At 74.6% G+C, this 26,675-nt stretch carries 26 protein-coding genes and 3 tRNA genes; 16 read left to right on the top strand and 13 right to left on the bottom strand.

What is annotated here, in order from left to right:
* Positions 1-1,588 (top strand): glycosyl hydrolase (locus CWIS_RS11475; protein WP_048343412.1); only part of this gene is annotated, 1,588 nt, incomplete at its 5' end.
* Here CWIS_RS11475 and CWIS_RS11470 read toward each other — a convergent pair.
* From CWIS_RS11470 to idi, 9 genes are all read right to left on the bottom strand, one after another.
* Complete coding sequence (locus CWIS_RS11470; RefSeq protein WP_053071689.1) at positions 1,585-2,292, bottom strand: potassium channel family protein; 708 nt, start codon at positions 2,290-2,292, stop codon at positions 1,585-1,587. The genes CWIS_RS11475 and CWIS_RS11470 overlap by 4 nt on opposite strands.
* Before the next feature lie 74 nt (positions 2,293-2,366).
* A complete protein-coding gene (locus CWIS_RS11465; RefSeq protein WP_353848614.1) occupies positions 2,367-2,795 on the bottom strand; it encodes a pyrimidine dimer DNA glycosylase/endonuclease V in 429 nt (142 codons plus the stop codon).
* Positions 2,796-2,803: 8 nt separating this feature from the next.
* A complete protein-coding gene (locus CWIS_RS11460; RefSeq protein WP_048343410.1) occupies positions 2,804-3,721 on the bottom strand; it encodes a prenyltransferase in 918 nt (305 codons plus the stop codon).
* Complete coding sequence (locus tag CWIS_RS11455; protein WP_048343409.1) at positions 3,718-4,089, bottom strand: lycopene cyclase domain-containing protein; 372 nt, start codon at positions 4,087-4,089, stop codon at positions 3,718-3,720. Before CWIS_RS11455 ends, CWIS_RS11460 begins: the two co-directional genes overlap by 4 nt.
* On the bottom strand, positions 4,086-4,466 hold the full coding sequence (locus CWIS_RS11450) for a lycopene cyclase domain-containing protein (RefSeq protein WP_048343408.1): 381 nt from the start codon (positions 4,464-4,466) through the stop codon (positions 4,086-4,088). Before CWIS_RS11450 ends, CWIS_RS11455 begins: the two co-directional genes overlap by 4 nt.
* Positions 4,463-6,103 carry a phytoene desaturase family protein gene (gene crtI / locus CWIS_RS11445; protein ID WP_369796556.1) on the bottom strand — a complete coding sequence of 547 codons (1,641 nt, stop codon included), beginning with the start codon at positions 6,101-6,103 and terminating at the stop codon, positions 4,463-4,465. The genes CWIS_RS11450 and crtI overlap by 4 nt, the downstream gene beginning before the upstream one ends.
* Positions 6,091-6,987: a squalene/phytoene synthase family protein gene (locus CWIS_RS11440; protein WP_048343407.1), complete on the bottom strand. Its 897-nt coding sequence runs from the start codon at positions 6,985-6,987 to the stop codon at positions 6,091-6,093. The genes crtI and CWIS_RS11440 overlap by 13 nt, the downstream gene beginning before the upstream one ends.
* Complete coding sequence (locus CWIS_RS11435) at positions 6,984-8,036, bottom strand: polyprenyl synthetase family protein (RefSeq protein WP_048343406.1); 1,053 nt, start codon at positions 8,034-8,036, stop codon at positions 6,984-6,986. The genes CWIS_RS11440 and CWIS_RS11435 overlap by 4 nt, the downstream gene beginning before the upstream one ends.
* Before the next feature lies 1 nt (position 8,037).
* Complete coding sequence (idi, locus tag CWIS_RS11430; protein WP_048343405.1) at positions 8,038-8,586, bottom strand: isopentenyl-diphosphate Delta-isomerase; 549 nt, start codon at positions 8,584-8,586, stop codon at positions 8,038-8,040.
* 85 nt (positions 8,587-8,671) lie between these two features.
* On the opposite strand from idi, the gene CWIS_RS11425 reads away from it, so the two are divergent.
* Positions 8,672-9,199 (top strand): MarR family winged helix-turn-helix transcriptional regulator, encoded by a 528-nt coding sequence (locus tag CWIS_RS11425; RefSeq protein WP_048343431.1) that lies wholly within the window; start codon positions 8,672-8,674, stop codon positions 9,197-9,199.
* A gap of 23 nt (positions 9,200-9,222) precedes the next feature.
* Here CWIS_RS11425 and CWIS_RS11420 read toward each other — a convergent pair whose 3' ends face one another.
* On the bottom strand, positions 9,223-10,404 hold the full coding sequence (locus CWIS_RS11420; protein ID WP_231583804.1) for a LacI family DNA-binding transcriptional regulator: 1,182 nt from the start codon (positions 10,402-10,404) through the stop codon (positions 9,223-9,225).
* Positions 10,401-10,640: a hypothetical protein gene (locus tag CWIS_RS11415; RefSeq protein ID WP_048343404.1), complete on the bottom strand. Its 240-nt coding sequence runs from the start codon at positions 10,638-10,640 to the stop codon at positions 10,401-10,403. Before CWIS_RS11415 ends, CWIS_RS11420 begins: the two co-directional genes overlap by 4 nt.
* A gap of 249 nt (positions 10,641-10,889) precedes the next feature.
* Between CWIS_RS11415 and CWIS_RS11410 the strand changes: the two genes are divergently transcribed.
* From CWIS_RS11410 to CWIS_RS11345, 14 genes are all read left to right on the top strand, one after another.
* Entirely contained in the window at positions 10,890-11,801 is a 912-nt protein-coding gene (locus tag CWIS_RS11410) for a phosphatase PAP2 family protein (protein WP_141371342.1), read from the top strand.
* A 150-nt stretch (positions 11,802-11,951) separates the two neighbouring features.
* Positions 11,952-13,163: a toxic anion resistance protein gene (locus CWIS_RS11405; protein ID WP_048343403.1), complete on the top strand. Its 1,212-nt coding sequence runs from the start codon at positions 11,952-11,954 to the stop codon at positions 13,161-13,163.
* An 86-nt stretch (positions 13,164-13,249) separates the two neighbouring features.
* Positions 13,250-13,696: a hypothetical protein gene (locus CWIS_RS11400; RefSeq protein WP_229747554.1), complete on the top strand. Its 447-nt coding sequence runs from the start codon at positions 13,250-13,252 to the stop codon at positions 13,694-13,696.
* Entirely contained in the window at positions 13,693-15,198 is a 1,506-nt protein-coding gene (locus CWIS_RS11395) for an AAA family ATPase (RefSeq protein WP_082156404.1), read from the top strand. Before CWIS_RS11400 ends, CWIS_RS11395 begins: the two co-directional genes overlap by 4 nt.
* Entirely contained in the window at positions 15,195-16,583 is a 1,389-nt protein-coding gene (locus tag CWIS_RS11390) for a hypothetical protein (RefSeq protein ID WP_053071686.1), read from the top strand. The genes CWIS_RS11395 and CWIS_RS11390 overlap by 4 nt, the downstream gene beginning before the upstream one ends.
* Complete coding sequence (locus tag CWIS_RS11385) at positions 16,583-17,584, top strand: glutamate ABC transporter substrate-binding protein (RefSeq protein WP_048343401.1); 1,002 nt, start codon at positions 16,583-16,585, stop codon at positions 17,582-17,584. Before CWIS_RS11390 ends, CWIS_RS11385 begins: the two co-directional genes overlap by 1 nt.
* Positions 17,581-18,699, top strand: a complete 1,119-nt coding sequence (locus CWIS_RS11380) for a hypothetical protein (protein WP_048343400.1) — start codon at positions 17,581-17,583, stop codon at positions 18,697-18,699. Before CWIS_RS11385 ends, CWIS_RS11380 begins: the two co-directional genes overlap by 4 nt.
* On the top strand, positions 18,696-20,996 hold the full coding sequence (locus CWIS_RS11375) for a serine/threonine-protein kinase (RefSeq protein WP_048343399.1): 2,301 nt from the start codon (positions 18,696-18,698) through the stop codon (positions 20,994-20,996). The genes CWIS_RS11380 and CWIS_RS11375 overlap by 4 nt, the downstream gene beginning before the upstream one ends.
* On the top strand, positions 20,990-22,339 hold the full coding sequence (locus CWIS_RS11370; protein ID WP_231583802.1) for a PP2C family serine/threonine-protein phosphatase: 1,350 nt from the start codon (positions 20,990-20,992) through the stop codon (positions 22,337-22,339). Before CWIS_RS11375 ends, CWIS_RS11370 begins: the two co-directional genes overlap by 7 nt.
* A gap of 2 nt (positions 22,340-22,341) precedes the next feature.
* Positions 22,342-23,619, top strand: coding sequence for a VWA domain-containing protein (locus CWIS_RS11365; RefSeq protein WP_048343398.1), 1,278 nt, complete (start codon positions 22,342-22,344; stop codon positions 23,617-23,619).
* Positions 23,616-24,479: an FHA domain-containing protein gene (locus CWIS_RS11360; protein WP_048343397.1), complete on the top strand. Its 864-nt coding sequence runs from the start codon at positions 23,616-23,618 to the stop codon at positions 24,477-24,479. The genes CWIS_RS11365 and CWIS_RS11360 overlap by 4 nt, the downstream gene beginning before the upstream one ends.
* Before the next feature lie 375 nt (positions 24,480-24,854).
* A tRNA-Gly gene (locus tag CWIS_RS11355) sits at positions 24,855-24,926 on the top strand.
* A gap of 46 nt (positions 24,927-24,972) precedes the next feature.
* Positions 24,973-25,043, top strand: a tRNA-Cys gene (locus tag CWIS_RS11350).
* Positions 25,044-25,061: 18 nt separating this feature from the next.
* A tRNA-Val gene (locus tag CWIS_RS11345) sits at positions 25,062-25,136 on the top strand.
* Between the two features lie 79 nt (positions 25,137-25,215).
* Here the strand turns inward: CWIS_RS11345 and CWIS_RS11340 are convergent.
* Both CWIS_RS11340 and CWIS_RS11335 read right to left on the bottom strand, forming a co-directional pair.
* Entirely contained in the window at positions 25,216-26,097 is an 882-nt protein-coding gene (locus CWIS_RS11340; protein WP_082156403.1) for an NAD(P)H-hydrate dehydratase, read from the bottom strand.
* On the bottom strand, positions 26,087-26,675 hold a 589-nt coding region (locus CWIS_RS11335), incomplete at its 5' end, for a histidine phosphatase family protein (RefSeq protein ID WP_048343435.1). The genes CWIS_RS11335 and CWIS_RS11340, both read right to left, overlap by 11 nt.

Genomic DNA, 26,675 nt, shown 5'->3' with positions numbered 1-26,675 from the left:
GCTGGACGACGACGGCGAGGTGCTGGGTCACGTCGCGCTCGCGGAGGGTTCGCCCGTGGTGACGTTCACCGCCGCCCGGGACGTGACCGTCCGCACGGACGGCGCCCTGAGCGCGACGCCCGACGGGCCGGCGACCGCGCGCGGTGACGTCGGCGGTGCGACCTGGGCGCTGCGTGCGCCGAGCTTCGACGGCGGCACGATGGCGCTCGCCGACGGCGAGGTGGCCGGCTGGTACGCCCTGCCGCAGGACGCGACGAGCGCGTCGGAGCGTGCGCTCGCCGACGCCGCCCAGCATCCCGTGCAGGGCGTCGACGTCACGTACGGGGTCGATGCGCAGACCGCGCGCACCACGCTCACCTACCGGACGTCCGGGGGCGCCGGTGCGTACGTGCTCGCGCCGCACCAGCGCACGGGTGACCAGCCCGAGCGGGACGGGTGCGGGCTGGGCGAGTACGCGAGCGTCGGCGGGCCGCTGGAGCTGTGCGCGGGCTCGCGTCTCACCGCGTTCGCGCCGACCGTGCGACCTTCGGTCGTCCCGGACCTGACGGCCGCGTCGGCGCAGGAGCGTGACGCGATCCTCACGGCGCTGGTCGACGACGTCGCGGCCACGCCGCCCTTCCCCTCCGACACGTACTTCGGCGCGAAGGCGCTGTTCCGCGCCGCCACGCTCGTCGTGCTCGGCGAGCAGCTCGGCGCACCCGACGAGGTCGCCGACCTGCGCACGCGCACCGTCGACGCGCTGCGCGAGTGGACCCAGCCGGAGGGGTGCGTCGAGCGCGACGCCCGGTGCTTCGTCTACGACCCGGACGCGCGCTCGGTCATCGGGCTCACGCCCGCGTTCGGCTCGGACGAGCTCAACGACCACCACTTCCACTACGGCTACCTGCTCGCCGCCGCGGGGCTGCTCGCCTCCGACGACGCCGCGCTGGCCGACGAGCTCGCACCCGTCATGGACCTGCTCGCGGCGGACGTCGCCGCGGCGACGCCCAGCGACGAGCTCCCGCAGCTGCGCGCGTTCGACCCGTACAGCGGCCACTCGTGGGCGTCGGGGACGTCACCGTTCGCCGACGGCAACAACCAGGAGTCGAGCTCGGAGGCGGTCAACGCGTGGAACGGGCTCGGGCTGTGGGCGCAGGCGTCGGGTCAGGACGCCCTGGTCACGCAGGCGACCTGGCTCGCGTCCACGGAGTCGGCCGCGGCACGCACCTACTGGACCGCGCCGGAGCCGGTGCCGGGCTTCGACCACGAGATCGTCTCGCTCGTGTGGGGCGGCAAGCGCGACTACGCGACATGGTTCAGCCCCGAACCCAGTGCGATCCTCGGTATCCAGCTGCTCCCCATGGGCCCCGCGCAGGCAGCGCTCGCCACCGGCGTGGACCCGCAGCGGATCCGCGACGCCGTCACGGAGGCCGGGCCCGACGGCACCGCCACGACGTTCGGGGGCTACCTCCTGGCCTACCTTGCGCTCGCGGGCGAGGACGACGCCCGCGAGGCGTGGGACCGCCTCCTGGCGATCCCGGCCGACGCGGTCGACGACGGGACGTCGCGCGCGGCGCTGCTCGCCTTCGTCGCGGGGCTCGACGGCTAGGGGACCGGTGGCGGCCCGCCGACGCGCGGGCCGTGCCACGACGCGACCAGTCGCGCGACGATCGTCACGAGGTAGACCTGCGCGAGCAGCGCCTCGAACGTCGCGAGGCCTCGCCCGGCGTACGTCGCGGCGGTCAGGTCGCCGTAGCCGAGCGTCGTCAGCGTGGTGAACGAGAAGTACTGCAGCGCACGGCCGTCCGCCGTGGCACCGTCGGCGAAGAACGGCGGCTCGAGCCACGCCACGAGCCCGAACACGTGCGTGAACATGATGCCGAGCAGGAGGTAGCCGGACAGCGCGGCCGCGATCGAGCGCAGCGTCACGGTGCGGTGCTCGAGCACGCGTGCGAGGACCACGACGAGCGTGAAGCCGACGACGGCGGCGAGCGTCGCGTCGACCACCGCGACGGCGTCGCGCTCGGGCAGGAAGAGCAGCGACGACGCGGTGGCCACGACGCCCACGACGAGGATCGCGCGCATGGCACCGCGGACCCGCGGCGAGGGCACGGACGTGCGCACCGCGAGCACGAGGCTCACGAACAGCAGCACCGAGACCGCGACCTGCGCCCACAGCGCCGACGACACCGCGAACAGGATGTACCCCACCGACAGCAGGACGAGCACGAGTCCGTACAGGTCGGGAGCGAGCTCGCGGCGCCCGGCGTGCGTCGGCGTCGGGTCTGCGGTCGTGCCGCCGGGGTCGCTCACGGCTCCTCCGCGTCCTGCCCGTGGTGCGCTGACGGGAGGCTACCGCTGCGCCCAGCGTCGCGCCGGGCGAACGGTCAGGTGCGCTCCCAGGTGGCGACGTCGCCGGGGACCACGACGAAGCTCGGGTGGGCGCGCAGCGGGTGCGCGCGCAGCCGCTCCGCGTCCGCAGGCGAGCGCTGGTCGAGCTTGGCGAGCAGGTGCGCGCGTTCGTACGCGAGCTGCCCGTTGGTCACGACGAGCAGGTGGTCCGCGACCCCCGTGCGGGGGACCACGACGCGCGTCCGGTCGAACCGGTAGCCACGCGCGTCGGCCTCGTCGGCGAGCGACTCGAGGTAGGTGCCGATCGCCGCGAGCGGCTCGGGGCTCGCGCGGAACCGCTCGAGCTGCGGGTGCCGCCCGTAGCCGCCTTCGGGCCGCCGCAGCGCGGCTTGCGCCAGCAGGCCCTCACGCCACCCGGCCACGAGCCCGATGCGGTCGAGGTGCTCGGGGTGCAGCGACCACACGCGCACGGTCAGCCCCGCGCCGCGAACGCGGCGATGATCAGGCCCTGCGTGATCGCGAAGCCCGCGACGAGGTTGAGCCACAGGAAGCGCCGCCACCCGCGGTTCGCCTGCTCGCACTCGTCGTCCGTGAGCGACCGGAACGGCGTGATCGAGGCGAGGTAGGCCACCGGGACCACCGCCGCGAGGGCCGTCGGCCAGCCGGCGGTGAGCAGCAGGGCGGCCGCCGACGCGTAGCCGGCCATCGCGAGCCGAACCGTCCGCCGGGCGCCCAGCACGGTCGCGATCGAGCCGATGCCCGCACCACGGTCCGCGCGCACGTCCTGCACCGCGCCGAACGCGTGCGACGCGCAGGCCCACGCGAAGAACGCGAGCAGGGTCGCCGTGACCGACCACGACCACGTGCCTCCCGCGAGCGTCACCCCGAGCACGGCCGGGCTGACGAAGTGCGTCGCCGAGGTCACCGAGTCGAGGCCGGGGCGCTCCTTGAACCGCAGGCGAGGCGCCGAGTAGGCGACGACGGCGAACACGCTCACCAGCAGCACCACCAACGACGCCGGGCTGCGCCGGGCCACGGCGATCGCCGCGAGCGCGACGACGAACGGTGCGCTCGCCGCGACCGACACCAGCACCGTGGTCCGGTGCCACCGCGTGTCCAGCACGACGCCCTCGACGCCGCCCTTGCGCGGGTTCGCGAGATCGGACTCGTGGTCCCACACGTCGTTGAGCCCGTACATCAGCAGGTTGTACGGCACGAGGAAGAACACGGTCCCGACGACGAGCACCGCGTCGAGCCCGCCTCCGGCGAGCAGGTACGCGGCAGCGAACGGGTACGCGGTGTTGATCCAGCTCAACGGGCGCGACGACCCGACGAGCTGGCGGACCCCCGCACGCCAGTCGGTGCCGCGGCGGAGCTCGGCCGTGGTCATCGTCGTACCTCCGGACGTCGGGGCGCGGGCTGCGAGGCGTCCGCGGGCTCGTCGAGGGGCTTCCGGACGTGCAGCGCGGCGAGTGAGGGGAGCAGCAGGGCGGTGGCCAGCGGCCATGCGAGGTCCTCGACGGGGGCGCGCAGGACGCGCCAGCCGAGGAGCGCGGCCTCGTCGTACCGGAAGAGGTCCGTGGTGACCATGACGCTGTCGAACACGACCGTGAGCACGCCCAGCACGAGCGCCGTCAGGGCGACGACCGCGAGCAGGTGCGCGCGGGGGCGGCCGCGTCGCGGTTCGGTGGTGACGGCGAACGCCGTGACGGCGGCGCACGCGAGCACCACGACGACCGCCAGGCCCGCGTACGTCATGACGCCACCCGCGACGGCAGGTCGGGCGCGGCGCCGTCGACACCGCGAGACGTACGGACTCGCAGGACCCGGTCGGCACCGCCCGCGACGACGAGCGTCGTGTAGGACAGGAACGCGACGAACACGACCTCCTCGAGCGGCAGGTGCGGCGCGAGCCACACGCCCAGCAGCGCGTCGCTCTCCCCGCGCCCGTAGAAGCCGAGCGCGATCGCTGCGACGTCCCACGCGAGCAGCAGCGCCGAGCCGACCCCCACGAGGGTGAGCGTGCGGCGTCGGGAGCCGGGCACGTCGCGCCAGGCCGCGAGGCGCCATCGTCGGTCGAGCAGAGCGACGCCGACACCCGCCAGCAGGAGGCACAGCAGGTACGCGCCCGTCATGCCGGCACCTCGTGCCCGACCCCGGCGGGCTCGGGAAGCGGTGCGCCCGAGGTCTCGCCCCGCAGCCGCTTGACGACGAGCTCCGCGCTGATGAGGCACATCGGCAACCCGATGCCCGGCAACGTCGAACCGCCCGCGTACAGCAGGCCGTCGACCCGCGCCGAGACGTTGCGCCCGCGCAGGAACGCGCTCTGCCGCAGGGTGTGCGCCGGGCCGAGCGCGCCGCCACGCCAGGACGACAGGTCGTGGGCGAAGTCGGTGGGACCGACCGTGCGGCGCACGACGACGCGCTCGGCCAGGTCCGGGACCCCGGCCCATGACGCGAGCGTCGCGATCGCCGCGTCCGCGACGCGCTCGACGGCGGGGTCGCCGCCCCCGTCGAGCCCGCCCCGGCCGAGCGCCTCGTCGGCCGGGACCGGGACCAGCACGAAGAGGTTCTCGTGCTCCGCGGGAGCGAGGCCGTCGTCGGTGCGCGACGGTGCGCACACGTAGAACGACGCGGGGTCCGGCACCTGCGGGTGCGCACCGAGGACGGCGTCGAAGTTCGCGCGCCAGTCGCGCGTGAAGAACATCGAGTGGTGCGTGAGCTCCGGGACCCGCCCCTGCACGCCGAGGTGGACCAGCACCGCGCCCGGGCCGGGATCGCGCCGGCGCCACCACCGCTCGGGGTAGGTAGCCAGGTGCGGGGGGAGCAGCGCGGTCTCCAGGTGGTGCAGGTCGCCCGCTCCGACGACGAGGTCGGCCTCGATCACCTCGCCGCCGGCGAGCTCGACGCCGACGACCCGGTGCCGCGGCCCGCGCCCGCGCGCACCCTCGAGCTCGGTGGTCCGCACGGCGGTGACTCGTGCGGACGTCCGGACGCGCACGCCGACCCGCGTCGCGCACCGCAGCACGGCGTCGATCACCGCACCGAACCCGCCGCGCGGGTACAGCACCCCCTCGGTGAGGTCCGCGTGGCTCATCAGGTGGTAGAGGCTGGGCGCGCGCTCGGGCGAGGTGCCGAGGAAGACCGCGGGGTAGCCGAGCACCTGGCGCGCGCGCGGGTCGGTGAACCGGTCGGCGACGAACCGCTCCAGGGACGTCGTCAGCAGGCGTCCGAGCCGCGGGGCGTGTCGCAGCAGCTCGCGGCGCAGCAAGGTCGTCGGTCGCGCGAAGGTCGAGTACAGGAAGTGGCGCAGCGCGAGCTCGTAGGCCTCGCGCGACGACGCGAGGTACTCCTCGAGCCGGGACCGCGAGCCGGGCTCGAGCGCCTCGAACGCCTCGTGCGCGCGCCCGGTGCGCACGTCGACCGACGTGACGCCTTCGCGGTCCTGGACCGGCGGCGGCCCGTCGGAGCGCTCGCCCGCGAAGAAGACCCGGTAGGCCGGGTCGAGTCGGACGAGGTCGAGCTCGGCGTCCGAGCTGGTCCCGCACAGGCGGAAGAAGTGGTCGAACACCTCGGGCATGAGGTACCACGACGGCCCGAGGTCGAACGTGAAGCCGTCGTGCTCCCAGGTCGCGGCCCGCCCGCCGACGTGGCCCTGCTGCTCGACCACGTCGGTGTCGTACCCCTCGCGAGCCAGCAGCGCGGCCGTGGCGAGCCCCGAGATGCCCGCGCCGATCACCACCGCGCGCGGTCGCGCGGTCACGACCGCCACCCGGCGGGCAGCAGCGTGCGCGCGACGACGAGCGCCTTGGTCGGCGCCGGCACGCGGACGCGCTCGCGGGCGATGCGAGCGGCGGGCGTCGCGCGCAGTCGGCCGGACAAGGCGGAGAACAGGTCGTGCGCGGCCCGCACGCCGCGCCGGCTGGACCTCGGCAGCGCGGCGACCGCGACCGCGGCCGCCGCCAGGTCCGCGTCGATGTCGTCGAGCACGGCGTCGCGCTGCGCGTCGGTCAGGACGCCGGAGTCGTCACCGGGGAGGTAACGACGGCCGAGCTGGTCGTGGTCGGCGGCGAGGTCGCGCAGGAAGTTGACCTTCTGGAACGCGGCGCCCAGGCGGCGCGCGCCGGGGGCGAGGCGGTCGTACCCGTGCGCTGCGAGCTCGTCGCTCGCGTCGGGCGCGCCGACGAAGACGCGCAGGCACATGAGCCCGACGACCTCGGCCGAGCCGAACACGTAGGCGTCGAGCGACGCCTCGTCGTGCTGGGCGGCGCGCAGGTCGGTGCGCATCGAGGCGAAGAACGGCACGACGAGCTCGGGACCGATCCCGTGCTCGCGTGCCGTCGCGGCGAACGCGTGCACGACGAGGTTGGTGGAGAACCCCGACTGGAGCGCGTCGAGCGTCTCGGCCTCGAGCGCGTCGAGGTAGGCGCCGCGCTGCTGCGGCGTCAGGTCGAGGTCCGGCGCGTCGACGATCTCGTCGGCGACCCGTACGAGCCCGTAGATCGTGCGCACGTGCCCGCGGACGGGCTCGCGCAGCAGCCGGCACGCGCGTGCGAACGAGGTCGAGTACTCGCCGACGACCGTGCCGGCGGCCGTCGCCGCGGCGTGCGCGTACCGCTGGGCGCCGCCCTCGGGAGTCCGTGCACCGTGCTTCATCCCGCACTCCAGACGTCGTCGTCGACGAGCGTGCGCAGGCTGCGCAGCACCGCCTCGGGGAGCCCCGCGTCGCGCGCGAGCGACTGGGCGGCGGTGAGGTGCTCGCCGACCAGGTCGGTGACGAACGCACGCGAGCCGCACCGCTCGAGGTGCTCGCGCACCTCCCGAGCGCGCCGCGGGGTGAGCGCCGGGTCACCGAACGCCGGGGCGACCTGCGACCAGGCGGGCGTCGTGCGCGCGTGCGCGACGAGCGCCGTGACCTTGCCCTCGCGCAGGTCGCTCAGCGCGCTCTTGCCCGTCCTCGCCTCGTCGCCGAACACGCCGAGCAGGTCGTCGTGGAGCTGGAAGGCGGTGCCGACCAGGCGGCCCACGCGGTCGAGGGCGGCGACCGTGGCGGTCGTGGCGCCCGCCAGGATCGCACCCGCGCTGAGCGGCAGCGAGAACGAGTACACCGCGGTCTTGAGCTCGGCGACCGCGAGCGTGTCGGCGACCCTCGGCTCGTCGACCTGGAGCGCGAGCCGCACGTCGTGCAGCTCGCCCGCGGCCGAGAGTGCCACGGTGCGGTCCAGGAGAGCGAGCAGGTCGGCGACCACCTCGGGGCGGGCCGGGACCGTGGCGAAGGAGCGCGTCGCGGCGACGAGCGCGAGGTCTCCGGCGAGGATGCCGGCCGCGCGGCCGTACCCGCGCGCCGCCGACCCGGATGCTCCCGCGTCCACGGCGCGCGCCGTGAACGTGCCGGACACGTTCGGCCGGCCGCGCCGCACGTCGTCGTGGTCGATCACGTCGTCGTGCACGACGAACGCGGCGTGCAGGAGCTCGACCGCGTCCGCGAGCTGGGCGCACGCGGTCTCGTCCGTGCCGCCGAGCGACGCGTACGCGACGCGCAGCAGGTGCGGGCGCACACCACGGCCGCCCCGGGTCGCGTCGCCTGCCGCGGCCCACAGGGCGCGTGCCTCGTCGTCGTGCAGGAGCACTCCGGGTCCGGCCCGGAAGGTCTCGAGCGGTCCGGGCTCCAGGCCCGTGACGGGGGCTCCCGCGAGCGTCGTCATGTCAGCCCACCCGTCGGGCGGGTGCGGCGGCGATGAGCTCGGCGAGCTCGGTGACCTGCAGCACGCTCCACGGGCTGAACGCCCACGGCGTCGAGGCCATCGAGCGGCCGAGGTCGGTCACGTCGACCCACGCGTGGTCCATCACCTCGGCCGGCTCCGGGCGTACGGCGGAGCGCGCCGTGGCGAACCAGACCGGGCACACCTCGTTCTCGACGATCCCGGACGCGTCCACCGCGCGGTAGCGGAAGTGGGGGAGCAGGAGCGTGAGCTCGGCGAGCTCGAGCCCCAGCTCGTCGCGCGCCCGGCGCCGCACGGCGTCCTGCGCCTTCTCGCCGGGCCGGGGGTGGCCGCAGAACGAGTTGGTCCACACGCCGGGCCAGGTCCGCTTGGTCAGGGCCCGGCGCGTCATGAGCACGCGTCCCTCGTCGTCGAGGACGTAGCACGAGAACGCGAGGTGCAGCGGCGTGGCCGTGTCGTGCACGGCCTCGCGTGGTGCGTGCCCGCTCGGGCGCCCTGCGGCGTCGAGGAGCACCACGAGGTCCTGCGTCACGTCGACCTCCGGATCCCGACTGCGTCCCCGCCGACGGAGGAGATCGCTAGCCGCGCTAGTTACTTCGGAGACTAGTATGCGTGTCATGCCCGAACCTGCAAACCCCGCGCACTACTGGTACGGCGACGACCCGGCCGTCGCCGACGTCCTCGAGGCGGTCCGGGCCTTCCGTCGTTCCGACGCGGCGATGCGTCGTCGCACCGCCGCGCGCATGTCCATGAACGAGACTGACATGCGGGCGCTCCAGGTGCTCATCGGGCGCGAGGCGGAGGGCCTCGTGACCAGCCCGCACCACGTGACGCGCGAGCTGGGCATCTCGACGGCGTCGACGACCAAGCTGCTCGACCGCCTGACCGACTCGGGTCACCTCGTCCGCGAGTCGCACCCGACCGACCGGCGCGCGGTCGTGCTGCGGCCGACGCCGCACGCGCACGACGAGGTACGTGAACGGCTGGCCCGCATGCACCGGCGCATGGCGGAGGTCGTGCTGGCCGTCCCGGAGGCCTCGCGGGCCGACCTCGTGACCTTCCTGCGGAGCATGGCGGCCGTGGTGGACGACGAAGAAGGCACGGACCCGCTCAGGCCCGCGAACGGCCCTCAGGCCACGCGCTGAGAGCGGTCCGGCGAGGGTCGTGCTCAGCGCGCGGGGGCCGGCCCCGTCGACTCGCGGACCACGAGCTGCGTCGGCACGAGCACGTGGTCGGGCTCGGCCGCAGCAGCGCCCGGGCGCTGGGCCGCGAGCGCGTGCTCGATCGCGCGCGCCGTGGCTCTGCCCTTCGCCACGAGGTCCTGCCGGACCGTCGTGAGCGACGGGGTGACGGTGCGGCTCAGCACGCTGTCGTCGAAGCCGACGACGGACACGTCCCGTGGGACGCTCAACCCGAGCTCGCGCGCGACGCGCACAACCGCCCAGGCGACGAGGTCCGAGAAGCACAGCACCGCGGTCGGCCGGTCGGGCAGCGTGAGGGCGAGGCGGGCGGCGGCGAGCGCGTCCTCCTCGTGGTTGTCGAGCATGTGCACCGCGACGACGTCGGCGCCCGCCGGACGCAGGGCGCTCATCCACCCCTCGACCCGTTCGCGTGAGACGTGCCCGACGCCGGCGGTGCCCGGGTCGGGCGCGACGCCGGGCGGCAGGCCCCACGCGGTCGTGAGCAGGGCGACGCGCCGGTGGCCGAGGTCGACGACGTGCTGCGCGGCGGCGCGCGCGCCGGGCCGGTCGTCGAGCAGCACCGTCGCGGCGAGGTCGGTGGTCGGGAGCTGGTCGACGTACACGAGCGGCAGGCCGCGTCGCTCGAGCCAGCCGAGGGCCGTGGTGTCGACCGCGCACGCGTAGACGATCGCGGCGTCCATCGGGACGTCTCGCGCCGCGAGCCGGTCGCCGTCCCCTGCGGTCGGGAGCAGCGACAGCGCGAGCCCCGTGGGGGCGAGCGCCTCGGCGACGGACGCGAAGAACTCCGCGGCGATCGGGTCGCGGAACGCCGCGGCGGGCGACTGCGTGAACAGGACGCCCACGGTGCCCGACGAGCCGCGGGCCAGCATGCGCGCCGCGGGGTCGGGGCCGACGTACCCGAGCTCGGCGGCGGTCGCCAGGATCGTCTCGCGCAGCTCGGCCGAGAGCTGGTCCGGCCGCGAGAACGCGTTGGAGACGGTCATCCGGCTCACGCCGACCTGGTCGGCGATCGTCTGCAACGTCACGCGCGCCACGGCCACCTCCTGTCGCCCGCCCGGTCGTTCGCCGGGACCCGGGTCCTGGACGCCAGGGTAGGTGACCGTGGCGGGCGCGTCGGCCGTGCCGCGGCCGTGCAGGAGCGTGCTCACCGCACGAGGGCCGACCGCTCGGTCGGCGCGACCGCGTCGCCCAGGCGGTGCAGCGACCGAGCGCCCGCGCGCCGCGTCGCGGCGAACGACCGGGCGACGACGGTGGTCCCGCGCCGGGCGCGTCGGCCGGCGTCCGGGACGACGGGCGCGTCGGGGAGCGCGCTGCGCGCCTGGGTCAGGGCCGCGCGGCGGGAGTGGAGCAGGCTGAGCGGTGGCGGGCTGAGGTACATGGTCATCTCCTGTTCTGTACCGGTCCAGTCGTGCGTCTCACACGGTAGACACCTCGTGCTGTACCGGTCAAGAGGTATCTGCGGGTGGACGCCGTGCTTCATGGAGATGACGCTGGGCGTGCCGCGGTTCGACATCACCCCGTGAGCGAGTCGCGCGTGACGGGCGCCACAACGCCCGGTTGGGACGGCAAACGACATGGTCATGCGTCCAGCCGACGCTAGTGTGGCCGCAGACCAGTGCCGGAAGGGGGCCAGGTGGGCGGGGAGATGGCGGTCGAGCGGTCGACCAGTGGGGGAGCCAGGCGCACGCGCGGCGAGATCATCCGCGAGGTCGTGCTCGTCGTGGGCCTCTACGTCGCCTACTCCGCCACGCGCCTGGCCGCGAGCGGATCGTGGGACGTCGCGAAGTCGCACGCCCGGGGCATCCTCGACGTCGAGCGCTGGCTGCGCATCGACATCGAGCACGCGCTCAACACCGCGACAGCTCAGCACACGTGGCTCGAGGTCGCGACGTCGTACTGGTACCAGTCGATGCACTACCTCGTGACGCCGACCGTGCTCGTCGTCCTGTTCTTCCGGCGCCCGCTGCTCTACCGGCCTGCGCGGACCGCCCTGCTGGGGGCCACGTTCCTCGCGCTGTTCGGATACTTCTTCTTCCCGACCGCGCCGCCGCGCCTGCTCGGCCAGTACGTCGACACGGTCTCGGAGAGCTCGGTCTACGGATGGTGGCCGTCAGCCGCCGAGCAGGCCGCGAGCGGCGCCGGCTCCGTGACCAACCAGGTCGCCGCGATGCCGTCGATGCACGTGGGCTGGGCGGTCTGGGTCAGCGTCGTGCTCGCGTACCTGCTGCGGCGACGCTGGGCGAAGGTCGCGGTCTGGGGCTACGCGGCGACGACGACCGCGATCGTCGTCCTCACCGGCAACCACTGGGTGCTCGACGCCGTCGCCGGCGCCGCCCTCGTGCTCGGGTGCTGGTGGTTCGCCGGTCACCGGTACGGGCTCTGGGCGCCGCGCGCCCAGGTCGACGCCGAGCTCGACGACCTCGTCGGCGAGGTGGTCCCGGACACGCGACGCCTGGCCGCCACCAACGACGACGGGCTGGCCCTGGCCTCGACCGTCGACAGCCCCCCGCCGAGCGACCCCGAGGTCGAGGCCCCGCGGGCGTGAACCCGCGGCTCACCCCGTCGCACGAACTGTGAGCGGGGCCACCTGCCGAGCGGCCGTATGGCATAGCGTGCTGCCCGAACCCCAACTGAACCCGGAGCTCGACGGCGGCCCGATCGGGGCCATCACGAGTCCTCGACGCGGAGGTACACGATGACGCAGCCCGCAGCGGGTGCACCGGCACCCCTGACGCCCCCGCTGGAGCTCGAGGCCCCCGCGCCGCTCGCTCCGGTCGCGCAGACCCAGGCGCCGGCGATCGCCCCGCGTGTTGACGAGGCCGCACTGCCGGGTCTCGACGCGAAGGTCGACTCCTACCTCGCCGGGCTGGCGAGCGCGCAGGCCGGTTCGCCCGAGTTCGCGGCGAAGGCCGAGGACGTGCGGACCATGGGGGACGCGGACGTCCGGGCCGCGGCCGAGACCTCGAACCGGCTCCTGCAGATGCCGGTCCAGGAGCTGCGCGACGGAGGAGTCTCCGGCACGTCGCAGGTCAGCAAGTCGCTGCTCGACCTGCGCCGCACCGTCGAGGAGCTCGACCCGTCCGAGGCCAGCCTGGGCAAGAAGATCCTGGGCTTCCTGCCGTTCGGCGACTCGATCACCGACTACTTCCGCCGCTACGAGAGCGCGCAGAAGCAGATCGACGCGATCGTGCAGGCGCTCTACAACGGCCAGGACGAGCTCCGCAAGGACAACGCCGCGCTCAACCTCGAGAAGCAGCACCTGTGGGCGACCATGGCGCGGCTCAACCAGTACGTCTACGTCGCCGAGAAGCTCGACACCAAGCTCGCGACCCTGGTCGCCGAGGCCGAGCGGACCGACCCGCAGCGCGCGAAGTCGCTCCGCGAGGACGTGCTGTTCTACGTGCGCCAGAAGCACCAGGACCTGCTGACGCAGCTCGCGGTCTCGATCCAGGGCTACCTCGCGACCGACATCATCATCAAGAACAACGGCGAGCTCATCAAGGGCGTCGACCGAGCGACGACCACGACGGTCGCGGCGCTGCGCACCGCGGTGCTCGTCGCGCAGGCGCTCAACAACCAGAAGCTCGTCCTCGACCAGATCAGCGCCCTGAACTCGACGACCACGGGCATGATCGCGTCGACGTCCAAGCTCCTGCGCGAGCAGTCGGTGCAGATCCAGGAGCAGGCGGCGAGCTCGACGCTGGGCCTGCCGCAGCTCCAGCAGGCGTTCAACGACATCTACGCGACGATGGACGCGATCGACGGCTTCAAGGTCAAGGCGCTCGACTCGATGGCCCAGACCATCGGCGTCCTCGAGACCGAGACGACGAAGGCGCGCTCGTACCTCGACCGCGTGCAGAAGTCCGACCAGACGGGCGCCGCAGGCGGCTCGCTCGACCTCGGCTGAGCGAGGCGTCGATGGGCTGGTGGGGTGCGCTCGTGGGCCGGCGGCGCGGCCGCGCGCCGGAACGGGTCGGTCCGGACGAGCCCGCGGTGCCCACCTCCACGCAGATCGTCGAGGCCGTCCGTGAGGTCCAGCGCGACGTCGAGGGTCGGGTGCCCGCGGCGGTGACCGCGCGCGTGAACCGCATCGCACGCGTCGTCGAGGACATGGCGCCGCGCCTGGACCGGCTCGGCATCGGCAGCCGGCAGGCGCACACGGTCGTCGCGACCGCGACGAGCTACCTGCCCGAGGCGGTCGGGTCCTACCTTCGGCTCCCGCGCGACTTCGCCGACCGTCGCGTGGTCGCGCAGGGCAAGACGTCGCTCATGCTGCTGTGCGACCAGCTCGACCTCCTCGGTGTGACGCTCACGCAGATCTCCGACGCGGTCTCGCGGCAGGACGCGCACGCGCTCGTCGCGCACGGCCAGTTCCTCGCGGACAAGTTCGGGGGCTCGTCGCTCGAGCTGCCCGACGGCGGCCCGGCGGTGGCGTCGTGAGCCCCGGCGCTACGCTGCGCGGCGCGATCGACGCGCTCGTGGCCGTCGGCGTGCAGGCGGGTCTCGACGACGCGGACGTGCGCGACGAGGGTGCGCGCCTCGCCGCGGCGGTCGCCGAGGCCGTCCCGGGCGCGCCCGACGCGTGGGGCGAGGCCCTCGGACGCACGGAGCTCTCCGCGTTCTTCACAGCGGCGTCCGGCGGACGCCGCTGGCGCTCGGCACCCACGGCGCAGCTCGAGCGGCTCGTCGCCGAGGGCTCGCCGCAGGCCCCCGAGTACGCACGCGCGCTCGCGCTGGTGACGTCGGCCGCGTGCGACCTGGGGGAGCCCGGGCTGGACGTCCTGGCACGCGCGTCGGCGACCGCCGCGGTGCACCTCGCGGCGGCGGGCGCCACCGGCAGCCTCGCGCCCGTGGGACCCGTCCCGAGCGCCGGACGGACGACGCTCGAGCAGGCGCGGGACGCGCTGCCCTCGCCTACGGCCGCGGGAGCGACGGCCGTCGCGACGGCGGGCGACGAGCCCGAGCCCGCCGAGGCGCCGACGCGTTCGCTCGAGGAGCTCCTTGCCGAGCTGGACGCGCTGATCGGGCTGCGTCGCGTCAAGCGTGAGATCCGTGAGCAGGCGCAGCTGCTGCGCGTGGAGCGTCTGCGCACCGACGCGGGCCTCACGTCGCCCACGATCACGCGACACCTCGTCTTCCTCGGCAACCCCGGGACGGGCAAGACCACCGTCGCCCGGCTCGTCGCGGGCATCTACCAGGCGCTCGGTCTGCTCGCGCAGGGTCACCTGGTCGAGGTCGACCGCTCCGAGCTCGTCGCGGGATACCTCGGGCAGACGGCGGTCAAGACGTCCGAAGTGGTCGGCACCGCCGTGGGCGGGGTGCTGTTCGTCGACGAGGCGTACGCGCTGGCCGAGGACCAGTACGGGGCCGAGGCGGTGAACACGCTCGTCAAGGACATGGAGGACCACCGCGACGACCTCGTCGTGATCGTCGCCGGGTATCCCGGGCCGATGGGCAGGTTCCTCGCGACGAACCCCGGCCTCGAGAGCCGGTTCTCGACCACCATCACGTTCGACGACTACAGCGACGACGAGCTGACCGCGATCTTCGAGCTCGCGGCGCGCAAGGCCGACTTCGAGCCCGCGCCGCAGACGGTCGACCGCTTCCGGGAGATCGCCCGCAGCCAGCTGCGCGACGAGGGCTTCGGCAACGGTCGGTGGGCGCGCAACGTGCTCGACAAGGCGATCCTGCGGCACGCGTGGCGGCTGCGCGACGTCGCCGAGCCGACCGTCGAGGAGCTGCGCACGCTCCTGCCCGAGGACCTCGTCGACGCCCCGCACGACGAGGCCGACGAGCAGCTCGATGCCGGTGGTCCCGCCGCGCAGGCTGAGGTCGCCGGCGACGACGCGCCCGACGCCGCCGACGAGCGAGCGGACGAACGAGCCGACGACCAGGCCGACGAACCGGCCGACGAACGTGCCGACGAACAGGAGTCCGCGTGACGCCGACGCCCGCCGCAGCAGCGGCGCCGCCCCCTGCTCGACCCGCATCCGCGGCAGGCCGCACCGGAGCTGCCGTCGCGACGGCCGCGACGGCGGGAGCGGTCCTCGTCGCACCCACCGCGGGCTCGTCGCGACTCGCGACGCCGGCGCCCGCGGGCGCCGTGACCACCGCACGCTCAGGCCGCTTCAGCCGCACTCCCGCACGTCTGCGGCTCGCGGCGACGCTCGGCGTGCTGGCGAGCCTGCTGGTCGCCGTCGTCGGGCTCGGCACGGGCCTCGCGCAGTCCCAGGCGCTGTCGGCAGCCGCCGACGACACGGGTCAGCAGGTCCGCGCGCTGCAGGTCCGCAACGACCTGGTGGCGGCCGACGCGACGGCCACGAACGCGTTCCTCGTCGGCGGGCGTGAACCGGTGGAGCAGCGAGCGCGGTACGACGACTCCCTCGCCGCGGCCTCGGGTGGCTTGGTCGCCGTGGCGGGCGCGGACCGCGGCGACGCCGCTCGCCTGGGCGCGGTCAGCACGGGCGTGACGACGTACAGCGGACTGGTCGAGCAGGCGCGCGCGAACAACCGGCAGGGGTTCCCGGTCGGTGCCGCGTACCTCGAGGCCGCGTCGCAGGAGCTGCGTGCCTCCGCGCTGCCCGGCATCGACGAGGTCGTCACGGCGAACGACGAGCGGGTCTCGGACGCGTTCGCGGTCGCGGGACGCGCGATGCTCGCGATGCTCGCGCTCGTCGTCGGGATCATGGCGCTCGTCGCTGTCCAGGTGTGGCTCGCGCGGCGCACGCACCGCCGGCTCAACGGCGGGCTCGTGATCGCCACCGTGGTGCTGGTCGTGGGCGGGATCGTGCTCAGCACCAGCCTGAGCGGTGGTGTGCAGACGGCGAACCAGGTCCAGGACGGCGCGTACGCGCGCACGGTCGCGGTCGCGCACGCCTACTCGCTCGCGAACGACGCGAAGGCCATGGAGTCGTTCACGCTGATCAAGCGCGGCTCGGGCCAGGCGTACGAGGAGTCGTACCTCGACGCGGTCACCCAGGCAGAGGAGCTGCTCGCCGGGGGCGGGATCGACCAGCAGGTGGTCGAGACGTTCGACGCCTGGAGGAGCACGCACGACGAGATCCGCGGACTGGACGACGGCGGTGACTGGGACGCCGCGGTCGCCCTCGCGACGTCGACCGAGCCCGACTCGCCCAATGCGAAGTTCGACGCGTTCGGGACGGCCGCACGGGACGCGGTCAGCGCGGACGGGACGCAGGCGGACGACGCGTTGCACGACGCCGCGCGGTCGTCCTCCCGCAGTGCGTGGATCGCGCTGCTCGCCGGGCTGCTCGCGGCGGTGGGTGTGGCCGTGGGCTTCAGCGCTCGACTGAAGGAGTACCGCTGATGAGGGCTGGACCCGCTGTCGTGACGACCCCGCGCCGTGCCGCGCGGGCCGCCGCCGTGGTGGCCGGGCTCGCGCTCGCGCTCGCCGGGTGCACCGCGACCGAACCCGGCGACGTCGGGGCGACCGACGCACCCTCGGCCGAGGCGGCGGCGACGAGTGCGCCGGCCGCCGCACCCGCCACGTGCACCGACCTGACGCAGTCGTACGCGCCGGGCGAGAGCGGCGCGGACGTCGAGGGCAACGCGTCGGTGCGCAGGATCCGTGACCGTGGCGCGTTGATCGTGGGCGTCTCGGCGGACACCCTGCTCATGGGCAGCCGGAACCCCATCACCGGGGCGATCGAGGGCTTCGACGTCGACATGGCCGCGGCGGTGTCGACGGCGATCTTCGGCGACCCGGACCACCTGCAGTTCCGGGTGATCACCTCGGGCCAGCGCCTGGACGTGCTGAAGCGCCACGAGGTCGACCTGGTCGCGCGCGCGTTCTCGATCACGTGCGACCGCTGGACCGAGATCGCGTTCTCGGCGGAGTACTTCCACGCGGGTCAGAAGGTGCTCGTCCCGCTCGACTCGGACGCGCGGGACATCGACGACCTCGACGGCATGCGCGTGTGCGCGCCCGAGGGGACGACGACGATCGCGCGGCTCGCGGACTACCCGGGCATCGAGGCGGTCGGCGCGCAGACCCACACCGGCTGCCTGGTGCTGTTCCAGCAGGGCAAGGTCGACGCGATCACGGGCGACGACACGATCCTCGCGGGCTTCGCGGCACAGGACCCGTACGCCAAGGTCATCGGGAAGGCGATCAGCGACGAGCCGTACGGCATCGGGGTCGCGGCCGACGACGTCGAGCTCGTGCGGTTCGTCAATGCGGTGCTCGACGAGGTCAAGGCGGACGGCCGCTGGGCGGCGTCGTACGAGCGCTGGCTCGGTGCGCTGGGCGACGCGCCCGAGCCGCCCGAGTCGGTGTACGGACGCACCGCGCGCGGAGGCTCGTCGTGACGCCTGCGGGACCCGTCGACCCGCCCCGGGCGCCGGGTCGCCTCGGCGAGGCGATCCCCGCCGCGGACCTGCTGACGTACCTGGCTGCGCTCGAGCGGTGGGCGGCGGACCGGCGGTCCGAGCTCGACCGCCTGGACTCGGCGTCGCGGCAGACGGACAAGCCGGAGGCGTTCACGTCCGACGTCGTGCTGGCGATGACGATGTGGCAGGCGATCCGCGGACGGCTGGACCGGCTCGTGGAGATCTGGGACTCGGGCCGGGCGGACGCGGTCGCACGCGAGCAGATGTCGCAGCTCATCTGGGGCCGGCTCGACGCGGGACGTGCCTCGGCGCTCGTCTCGCTCGTCGAGGCCGTGACGCTGTGCGACGCGATGCTCGACCAGCTCCGTGACCGGCTCGCGTTCGACCCGGGCGCGGCCGACGAGGCTGCGCGACTGCGCGCGGTGCGCGCGGCGGTCGTCCGGTGCGAGGACCTCGCCGCCGACGGGGACGCGCAGGCGCACGTCGCGGCGCTGCGCGCGCGTGAGCAGGGCATCTCGGCGCAGGCGGCACGCGGCGCCGACGTCACCGGTCCGCTCGGCGAGCTCGAGGTCGACGTCGCCACCACCGAGCGCGACCTCATCGTCGACGCGTCGCAGCGCCGCACGCTGGCGCGTCAGCGCTCGGACGCCGCGGCGCTGCGCGACTCGCTCGAGGAGCGCGAGCCGACGCTGCACTCGCTCGCCGACCGTTGCCGACGAGAGATCGTCGACCCGCCGAACCTCGCGGTGCCCGACGTGTCGCGCCTGGGCGACGTCCCACCGACGCGCACCGAGGTGGACGCGTTCGTCGAGCGGCTGCGCACCGTCCAGCGCGCGTTCGACGCGGTCGCGGACGCCTACGGCCGTCCGCTGCGCGAGCGGGCCGAGCTGCGGTACCGCCTCGAGCGGCTCCGCGGCGCGGCGGACGCGAACGGTCGCAGCGCGTCGCTGACCGTGCGCTCCGGGTACGACGAGGCGCGCGACGCGGTCGAGCGCACGCCGTGCGACATCGTCCTCGCGCGCTTCTACGTCGAGCAGTACGAGTTCCTCACCCGCGATGTGCCCGCCCACGGGCCGAAGGGAGCCACGCGATGACGGCGTGCACCGAACCGGGCTGCACCGGCACCTACGAGGACGGGTACTGCAACGTCTGCGGTTCGCCGCAGGCGCCGACCGCGCCCGCGGGCACAGGGGTGACCCGGCCCGCCGCCTCGGCCACGTCGCTGCTCGGCACGGGGATCGCGGCAGGTGTGCCGGTCGCCCGCGGCCCGGGCGGTGACGACGAGCGGTCGACGCGTACCGGGCGGACCAGCTCGAGCCGGCTTGCGACCGCGGCGCTGGGCTCGGCCCGCACCGCGGCGAGCGGCTCGCGCGCAACGCGCACGCTCGGCACGGGCTCCACGCGGCTGCGCGGCGCGCGGCTGGGGGCCGGGCTCACCACCGTCCCGTCGGTGCCGGTCCGGGACCCGCTGCAGGTCGTCATGGCCGACCCCCAGGTGCCGGAGCGCAAGCGGTACTGCCCGTCGTGCGGCGAGCCGGTCGGTCGTGAGCGCGACAGCGTCCCCGGGCGCACCAAGGGCTTCTGCCCGCAGTGCGGCGCGGCGTTCGACTTCGACCCCCGCCTCGTCGCGGGCGACCTCGTGGGCAGCCAGTACGAGGTCGTCGGCTGCCTCGCGCACGGCGGCCTCGGCTGGATCTACCTCGCGCGCGACCAGAACGTGTCCGGGCGCTGGGTCGTGCTCAAGGGCCTGCTCAACGCGGGCGACGCCGACGCGTACGCCGCGGCGATCGCCGAGCGGCAGTTCCTCGCCGAGGTCGAGCACCCGCTGATCGTCGAGATCTACAACTTCGTCATGCACGACGGCGCGGGCTACACCGTCATGGAGTACGTGGGCGGCCGCTCGCTCAAGGAGATGCTCACGGCGCGCCGCGAGGCGGCAGGCGGCACCAACGACCCGCTGCCGGTCGACCACGCGTGCGCGCTCGTGCTCGAGGTGCTGCCCGCCTTCGCCTACCTGCACGACGTCGGCCTGCTGTACTGCGACTTCAAGCCCGACAACGTGATCCAGCAGGGCGACGCAGTCAAGCTCATCGACCTCGGAGGCGTGCGCCGCGTCGACGACCTGCAGTCGGCGATCTTCGGGACGGTCGGCTACCAGGCGCCCGAGGTGCCCGAGGTGGGGACGTCGGTCGCCTCGGACGTCTACACCATCGGCCGCACGCTCGCGTCGCTCGTGCTGGACTTCCGGGGCAACACGACGACGTACGTCGCGTCCCTGCCGCCGGTCGCCGAGACCCCCGTGTTCGCGCGGTACGACTCGTTCTACCGGCTCCTGGCCAAGGCGTGCGCACCGGACCCGTCGGACCGGTTCGCCACCGTCGACGAGCTGCGCACGCAGCTGCTGGGCGTCCTGCGTGAGGTCGTCGCGACGGACCGCGGTCCGGGTCACCCCGCGCTGCACTCGGCCGCCTCGGTGCTGTTCGACCCGCCGACGACCGACGGCGCGCACGGCCCCCTGGGGTGGGACGAGCTCCCGCTGCTCAAGGTCGACGCATCCGACCCTGCGGCCGGGTGGCTCGCCGGCGTGAGCGTGTCCGACCCGCTGCAGCGGCTCGAGGCGCTCGCCGACGCGCCAGACGAGACGGTCGAGGTGCGGCTGGCCCGCGCGCGCGCCGGGATCGAGGCGGGCCGGCTCGACGTGGTGCGCGCGGCGCTCGCGCAGGTGCTGGACGCCGACCCGTGGGAGTGGCGTGCGGTGTGGCTCGACGGCCTCGCGCAGCTCGCGGCCGGCGACGCGGTCGCGGCGCGGGCGTCGTTCAACGCGGTGTACGGCCAGGTGCCGGGCGAGCTCGCGCCCAAGCTCGCGCTGGCCGTCGCGTGCGAGACGTCCGACGAGCCCGACATCGCCGAGTCGCTGTACGTCGTGTGCGCGCGCTCGGACGCCAACTACACGGCGGCGGCAGCGTTCGGCCTGGCGCGGATCCGGCGCCGGGCCGACGAGCTCGACGGCGCCCTGGCCGCGCTCGAGCTCGTGACGCCGACGCGCAGCTCGTACCCGGAGGCCCGGGTCCAGCGGGCGCGCCTGCTCACGTCCGCGGGCCGGGGCATCCCGGCCCTCGCGGACGCGCTGTCAGGGCTCGAACGCGTCACGGTCGAGCCGCAGCAGCGCGTGGACCTGCGGATCGGCGTCTTCGAGGCCGCGCTCGCCGAGGTCGTGCGCTCGGGCCCCGCTACGCAGCTGCGCATCGGCGACGTCCCCGTCGAGGAGGCCCGGCTGCGGGACGCGCTCGAGGCCGCCTACCGCGAGTCGGCGACGCTCGCCGGCACGCGCGACGAGCGGATCGACCTCGTCGACCGCGCCAACGCCGTCCGACGGTGGACCGCGTGGTGACCGGTCCGGCGACGACGGCCGCACCGACTGCCGCGTGCGAGCGGTGCGGGGGAGTGCTGCACCCCGACGACCGCTTCTGCGAGGGGTGCGGCGCCCGCGTGCCGGGTGCGTCCGAGCAGGGCACCGCCGGCTCGGCGGCGCGGGGGACCGCGGTGCCGGGAATGGCGGCGCAGGAGCTCGCGGCACCGCCGTCCTCGGCGAAGCTCGCCGACGTGGACGACGACGCGGACGACGACCCGGACGACGATCGTGACGCCGACGCGCCCGCGGCGACGGGCGCACCGCGCCGCTGCCGTGCCTGCGGCGGCACGGTGGCCGCCGACGGCTACTGCGAGCAGTGCGGTGAGCCGGCGGCGTCCGAGCGGGACCACTGGTCGGACAGCCCGGCCCCGTGGGTCGGGGGCGTGTGCGATCGCGGCGTGCGCCACGCGCGCAACGAGGACGCGATGGCGCTGGCCGCCTCGGGCTCGTTCGCCGCGCTCGTCGTGTGCGACGGCGTCTCGACCGCGCCCGACTCGGATGCCGCGAGCCTGGCGGCGGTCGCCGCGGCGCTCGACGTCCTCGTCTCCGGCGGTCCGGAGGGGGCCGAACGCGCGGCCGGGTCGTCGGCCGCCCGCACGGCGGCCTTCTCCGGCCTGCTGGCGCGAGCGGCGGTCGCGGGCAACGACGCGGTCGTCGCGAGCATGCGCGAGGGTGTCGGCCCCGACCACGCACCGTCGTGCACGTTCGTCGCCGCCGTCGTCGTCGACGACCTGCTCGTCGCGGGCTGGCTCGGCGACTCGCGCGTCTACTGGCTGCCCGACGACGGCCCCGCCCAGCAGCTCACGGCCGACGACTCGTGGGCCGGTGAGCTCATGTCCCGCGGCGTGCCGCGGGAGGCGGCCGAGGCGTCCCCGCAGGCGCACGCGATCACCCGCTGGCTCGGGCCCGACGCCGAGGACGTCACGGCGCGCACCACCGCGACCGTGCTCGACGGCCCCGGCTGGGTGCTCGTGTGCTCGGACGGCCTGTGGAACTACTGCTCGCGCGCTGAGGACCTCGCGCCGCTCCTGCGCGGCTTCGCGGCCGCGGTGGACGGCGACCCGGCACGCGTCGCCGCGGAGCTCGTCGGCTGGGCCAACGCGCAGGGCGGACGGGACAACGTGACCGTCGCGCTCGCGCGCGTGCCGGCGCCGCGGACGCCCGCCGCGGGCGGGACCGCACCCCCGTCTGCCGAGGCCGCTGACCAGGGCGACGACCGACCCGAGCACCTGGTCGACGACGAGATCACGACCCCTGTACGCCGAGTGTCCGAGCCCGCGGGTTCGGATAGCCTCGGCAGCACCCGACCGACGAAGGATTGAGCGTGGCCGTCTTCACTGCCGAGGTCTTCCAGAACGAGTTCCTGCCGCAGGGCGGGACGGACGTGCACGCCATCGTCACGCTGACCAGCTCCGGTGCGGGTGCTGCGGCCACGGCCCAGGGCGGTGTCGCCGAGATCATCATGGTCGACACCTCGGGCTCGATGAGCGGCCGCAACCTCGACGCCGCGAAGCACGCGGCCCAGGTGGCGGTGGACCAGATCGCCGACGGGACGTGGTTCGCGATCGTCGGCGGCAGCCACGTGGCGCAGCGGGTCTTCCCGTACCCGAACGCGGTGCGGGACATGGTCCAGATGGAGCCGGGCGCTCGGTTTGAGGCCAAGCGCGCGATCGCGACGCTGCTGCCGTCGGGCGGCACGGCCATGAGCACGTGGCTCGCGCTGGCCGACCGGCTGTTCGCGACCGTCCCGCAGGCGCCGCAGCGGCACGCGATCCTGCTGACCGACGGCAAGAACGAGTCCGAGCCCCGCGCCGCCCTCTCGGCAGTGGTGCGCAACGTGACCGGCCACTTCCAGTGCGATGCGCGAGGTGTGGGCGCGAACTGGCAGGTCGACGAGCTCCGCGAGATCTCGACCGCGCTGCTCGGGACGGTCGACCTGATCGCCAACCCGGACGACATCGCGGCCGACTTCCGAGACCTCGTCCAGCGTTCGATGTCGCGCGGCATCGCCGACGCCGAGCTGCGCGTGTGGGCGCCGCAGGGGGCCCAGGTGCTCTTCGTGCGGCAGGTCGCCCCGACGGTCGAGGACCTCACGTCGCGCAGGTCCGAGGTGAACCCGCTGACGAGTGCGTACCCGACGGGCTCGTGGGGCGACGAGTCGCGCGACTACCACGTGGCGGTGCGCGTCGGCTCGAAGCCGGTGGGCTCCGAGCAGCTCGCGGCCCGCGTGCAGATCGCGGTCGGCGGCGAGGTGCTCGCGTCGGGTCTGGTGAAGGCACGCTGGTCCGACGACGACTCGCTCACCGCTCGGATCAGCCCCGAGGTCGCGCACTACACGGGTCAGGCCGAGCTCGCGAGCGCGATCCAGGAGGGCCTGGCGGCCAAGGCCGTGGGCGACGAGGCGACCGCGACCGTCAAGCTCGGCCGCGCGGTCCAGCTCGCGCAGGAGACCGGCAACGACGAGGCGACGAGCCGGCTCAAGCGGGTGGTCGAGATCGACGACCCGGAGCAGGGCACGGTGCGGCTCAAGCGCCACACGGACAAGCTCGACGAGATGGCGCTCGACACCGCGTCGACGAAGACGACGCGGGTGCGCAAGTGAGCACGGTCGTGTGCCCCGAGGGCCACGCGTCGACGTCGACCGACTACTGCGACGTGTGCGGTGCGCCGATCGGCTCGGCGGCGGCCTCGGCCGCGCCGTCACCGACGATCCCTGCATCCGGTGCGACACCCGCCGCAGGCCCCACGTCGTGCCCCCACTGCTCGTCCCCCGCCGCCCCCGGTGCGTTGTTCTGCGAGAACTGCGGCTACGACTTCACCACCGGTGCCACGCCCGCGCCCGTGACGCCCTTGACGCCCCCTGGAGGCCCGACCACGGGCGCGCTGCCTGCGGTCGTGGCTCCGCCCGCGTCCGACCCGCCTGCCACGCGTCCTGACCCCGGAGCGCCGGCGGTCCCGGGATCGGCGCCCGGCGGTGAGTCGTCCTCGTCGGGGACGTCCGCCGACCCGGACCCTGCGACGGACGGCACGGCGTTGCCGACGCCCGCACCCGCGGGCTCTGAGCAGTGGGTCGCCGAGGTCTGGATCGACCCCGACTGGTACGCGCTGCAGCAGCCCGAGGACCCCTTGCCCTCGGTGGGCCTCCCCGCGCTGGTGCCGCTGCGTACGCGCAGCGTGCTCGTCGGGCGCCCCTCGGTCTCGCGCAACATCCACCCGCAGATCGACTGCGGGTCGGACTCGGGCGTCTCACGCCGCCACTGCCAGCTCAACACCGACGGGCAGCGCTGGTGGGTGGAGGATCTGCAGTCGTCGAACGGCACGTACCTCGCACGCGCGGGCGAGTCGCTGCCCACGGTGCCCGTCCCGGCGGGCCAACGTCACGAGATCGCCGACGGGGACCGGGTCTACGTCGGCGCCTGGACGCGGATCGTCGTCCGTCACGCGCTGCCCGGCGAGGTCTGACGCCGCGCGCCGTCGTGACCTGAGCCGACCTCACCCGGCCCGAGCCGGCCTGACCCGCCCTGGCCTCGGCCGGCTTGGCGCACGGGCTCGGCAGCGTGGTGACCATCGTCACAAGCCGCCCGGTGTCCTCACCTCGGAGCGCCTGCCCGGCGCGGTGCGGCGAGCGACTGCCGCAGGATTCCGGGGATCTCGGCCCGGTCGCCCGGACCGGAGCGGGCGCCGCGCGCGGTCGGAGCTGCCGCGACACCCCGCGAGATCCGCGTGATCGTGCGGATCTGGGTCCAGGGCGCGGAGCCAGTTGGACTCTGGAGCGAACACTCGGTTAAAGTCTGGGACGCACACGGAACGCCGGTGAGAGCCGGGGGACGTGACAGCGCGGACGTGGCTCAGTGGTAGAGCATCACCTTGCCAAGGTGAGGGTCGCGGGTTCGAATCCCGTCGTCCGCTCGGAGACATCCTTCTCGGCCCCGGCCGCTGAGGACTGCGGTCTCAGGGTGGAGTGGCCGAGAGGCGAGGCAGCGGCCTGCAAAGCCGTATACGTGGGTTCGAATCCCATCTCCACCTCGCAAGCAGCACACCCCCGGGCGATTGGCGCAGCGGTAGCGCGCTTCCCTGACACGGAAGAGGTCACTGGTTCGATCCCAGTATCGCCCACCAGATTCATCACGAGGAGCCCGTTCCCGGACACCCGGGGACGGGCTCCTCTGCGTCCGGCGACGTCACCGACCGAACCGGCTCAAGACGCCTGGTACTCGAGCAGGACGCGGGGCAGGGCGTCGACCAGCTCCCGCGCGAGGAAGCCGATGGGGCCGACCTCGGCGGTGAGGCGGTCGCCGGCGCCCGTGTGCAGCGCGACGCCCCAGCAGGTCGCGCGTGCGAGGTCCGTGCCCGCGGCGAGCAGCCCCGCGACGGCACCGGCCAGCACGTCACCGCTGCCGGACGTCCCGAGCCCGGAGTGCCCGCTCGCGGACGCCCACGCCTCGCCACCCGGTGCCGCGACGTGACCCGAGAGCGCGACGACGGCCTCGTAGCGCTCCGCGATCGCCGCCGCGGCCTCCCGCGCGGTGAGCTCGGCGCCGCCGAGCAGGCGCGCGGCCTCGCTCTCGTTGGGGGTCAGCACGAGGCGGCCCGCGAGGGCACGGCGCGCGTCGGCCATCGCGGGCAGGACCCCGAGCGCGAACGCGTCGAGCAGCACGGGCGTCGTCGCCGGGACCGCGCCGCACACGTCGTCGATCACCGACCGTGTCCCTGCCGGGTCGTCGAGCCCGGGACCGACCACCACGACGTCGGCGCGCTCGAGCTCGTCCGCGAGCACGTCGGCCGGTGCGCCGCGGACAGAGCCCGACGCGGTCTCGGGCAGCGGGATGACCCCGGCCTCCGGGACGGCGACCGCGACCGCGACAGCGCCGGACGAAGCGACGGCGAGCGTGAGGCGACCGGCGCCGACCCGCAGCGCCGCGAGCCCCGCGAGCATGGCGGCGCCGGGCGTGCCTCGCGCACCGCCGACCACGAGGACCGCACCGCGCTCGTCCTTCGACCCGTGGCGGTCCGGCAAGGGCCAGGACCGGAGCACGGCGGGTGTGAGGGGCTGCACGGCGTGCGTGTCGTCATCGGCCACGGGCGTCCGTCCCTTCGTGCTCGGTCACGGGCGCGTCCAGCGCGGCCAGGTGCGTGACGTCGTCGAACAGGCGGGTGGTCCAGGTGCCCTCGCCGTACGCCATCAGGCTCACCGACGCGTTGCGGACGCTGCCGCGCTGGATCAGCGCGAAGAGGTCCTGCTCGGTGAGCTCCTCCAGGACGTACCGCACGAGCGCGACGACCGCGTCGTGCGTGACCACCAGGACGCGGCGACCGTCGTCGCGCCGGGAGAGGTCGGCCAGGACGGCTCGCAGTCTCAGCGCGACGTCGGTCCACGACTCGCCGCCCGGAGGCCGGTAGTAGAACTTGCCGAGCAGAGCCCTGCGCGCAGCCTCGTCGGGCAGCAGGCGCGCGATGCCGCTCGTCGTCAACCGGTCGGTGATCCCCAGCTCGCGGTCACGCAGCCGCTCGTCGATCCGGACCGGCAGGTCGAACCCCGCCGCGTCGAGCGCGACCTCCAGCGTCTGCCTGGCACGCACGTAGGGCGAGCACCAGGCAACCTCAGGCCGGTCGCCCGGGCGCCCGGCGCCGAGCCAGGCGCCGAGCGCGCGCGCCTGC

This window comes from Cellulomonas sp. A375-1, assembly GCF_001040865.1.
Taxonomy (GTDB): domain Bacteria; phylum Actinomycetota; class Actinomycetes; order Actinomycetales; family Cellulomonadaceae; genus Cellulomonas; species Cellulomonas gelida.
Note: the sequence above shows the minus strand (reverse complement) of the source record. Positions and strands in the feature narration are given on the sequence as shown.

What these genes read in the sequence shown, in the direction of transcription:
- CWIS_RS11460 (WP_048343410.1), bottom strand. Translation starts at nt 3,721, where the DNA reads ATGACCACGGCCGAGCTCCGCCGCGGCACCGACTGGCGTGCGGGGGTC.
- CWIS_RS11455 (WP_048343409.1), bottom strand. Translation starts at nt 4,089, where the DNA reads ATGACGTACGCGGGCCTGGCGGTCGTCGTGGTGCTCGCGTGCGCCGCC.
- CWIS_RS11450 (WP_048343408.1), bottom strand. Translation starts at nt 4,466, where the DNA reads ATGACGGGCGCGTACCTGCTGTGCCTCCTGCTGGCGGGTGTCGGCGTC.
- CWIS_RS11440 (WP_048343407.1), bottom strand. Translation starts at nt 6,987, where the DNA reads ATGAAGCACGGTGCACGGACTCCCGAGGGCGGCGCCCAGCGGTACGCG.
- CWIS_RS11435 (WP_048343406.1), bottom strand. Translation starts at nt 8,036, where the DNA reads ATGACGACGCTCGCGGGAGCCCCCGTCACGGGCCTGGAGCCCGGACCG.
- CWIS_RS11425 (WP_048343431.1), top strand. Translation starts at nt 8,672, where the DNA reads ATGCCCGAACCTGCAAACCCCGCGCACTACTGGTACGGCGACGACCCG.
- CWIS_RS11415 (WP_048343404.1), bottom strand. Translation starts at nt 10,640, where the DNA reads ATGACCATGTACCTCAGCCCGCCACCGCTCAGCCTGCTCCACTCCCGC.
- CWIS_RS11405 (WP_048343403.1), top strand. Translation starts at nt 11,952, where the DNA reads ATGACGCAGCCCGCAGCGGGTGCACCGGCACCCCTGACGCCCCCGCTG.
- CWIS_RS11385 (WP_048343401.1), top strand. Translation starts at nt 16,583, where the DNA reads ATGAGGGCTGGACCCGCTGTCGTGACGACCCCGCGCCGTGCCGCGCGG.
- CWIS_RS11375 (WP_048343399.1), top strand. Translation starts at nt 18,696, where the DNA reads ATGACGGCGTGCACCGAACCGGGCTGCACCGGCACCTACGAGGACGGG.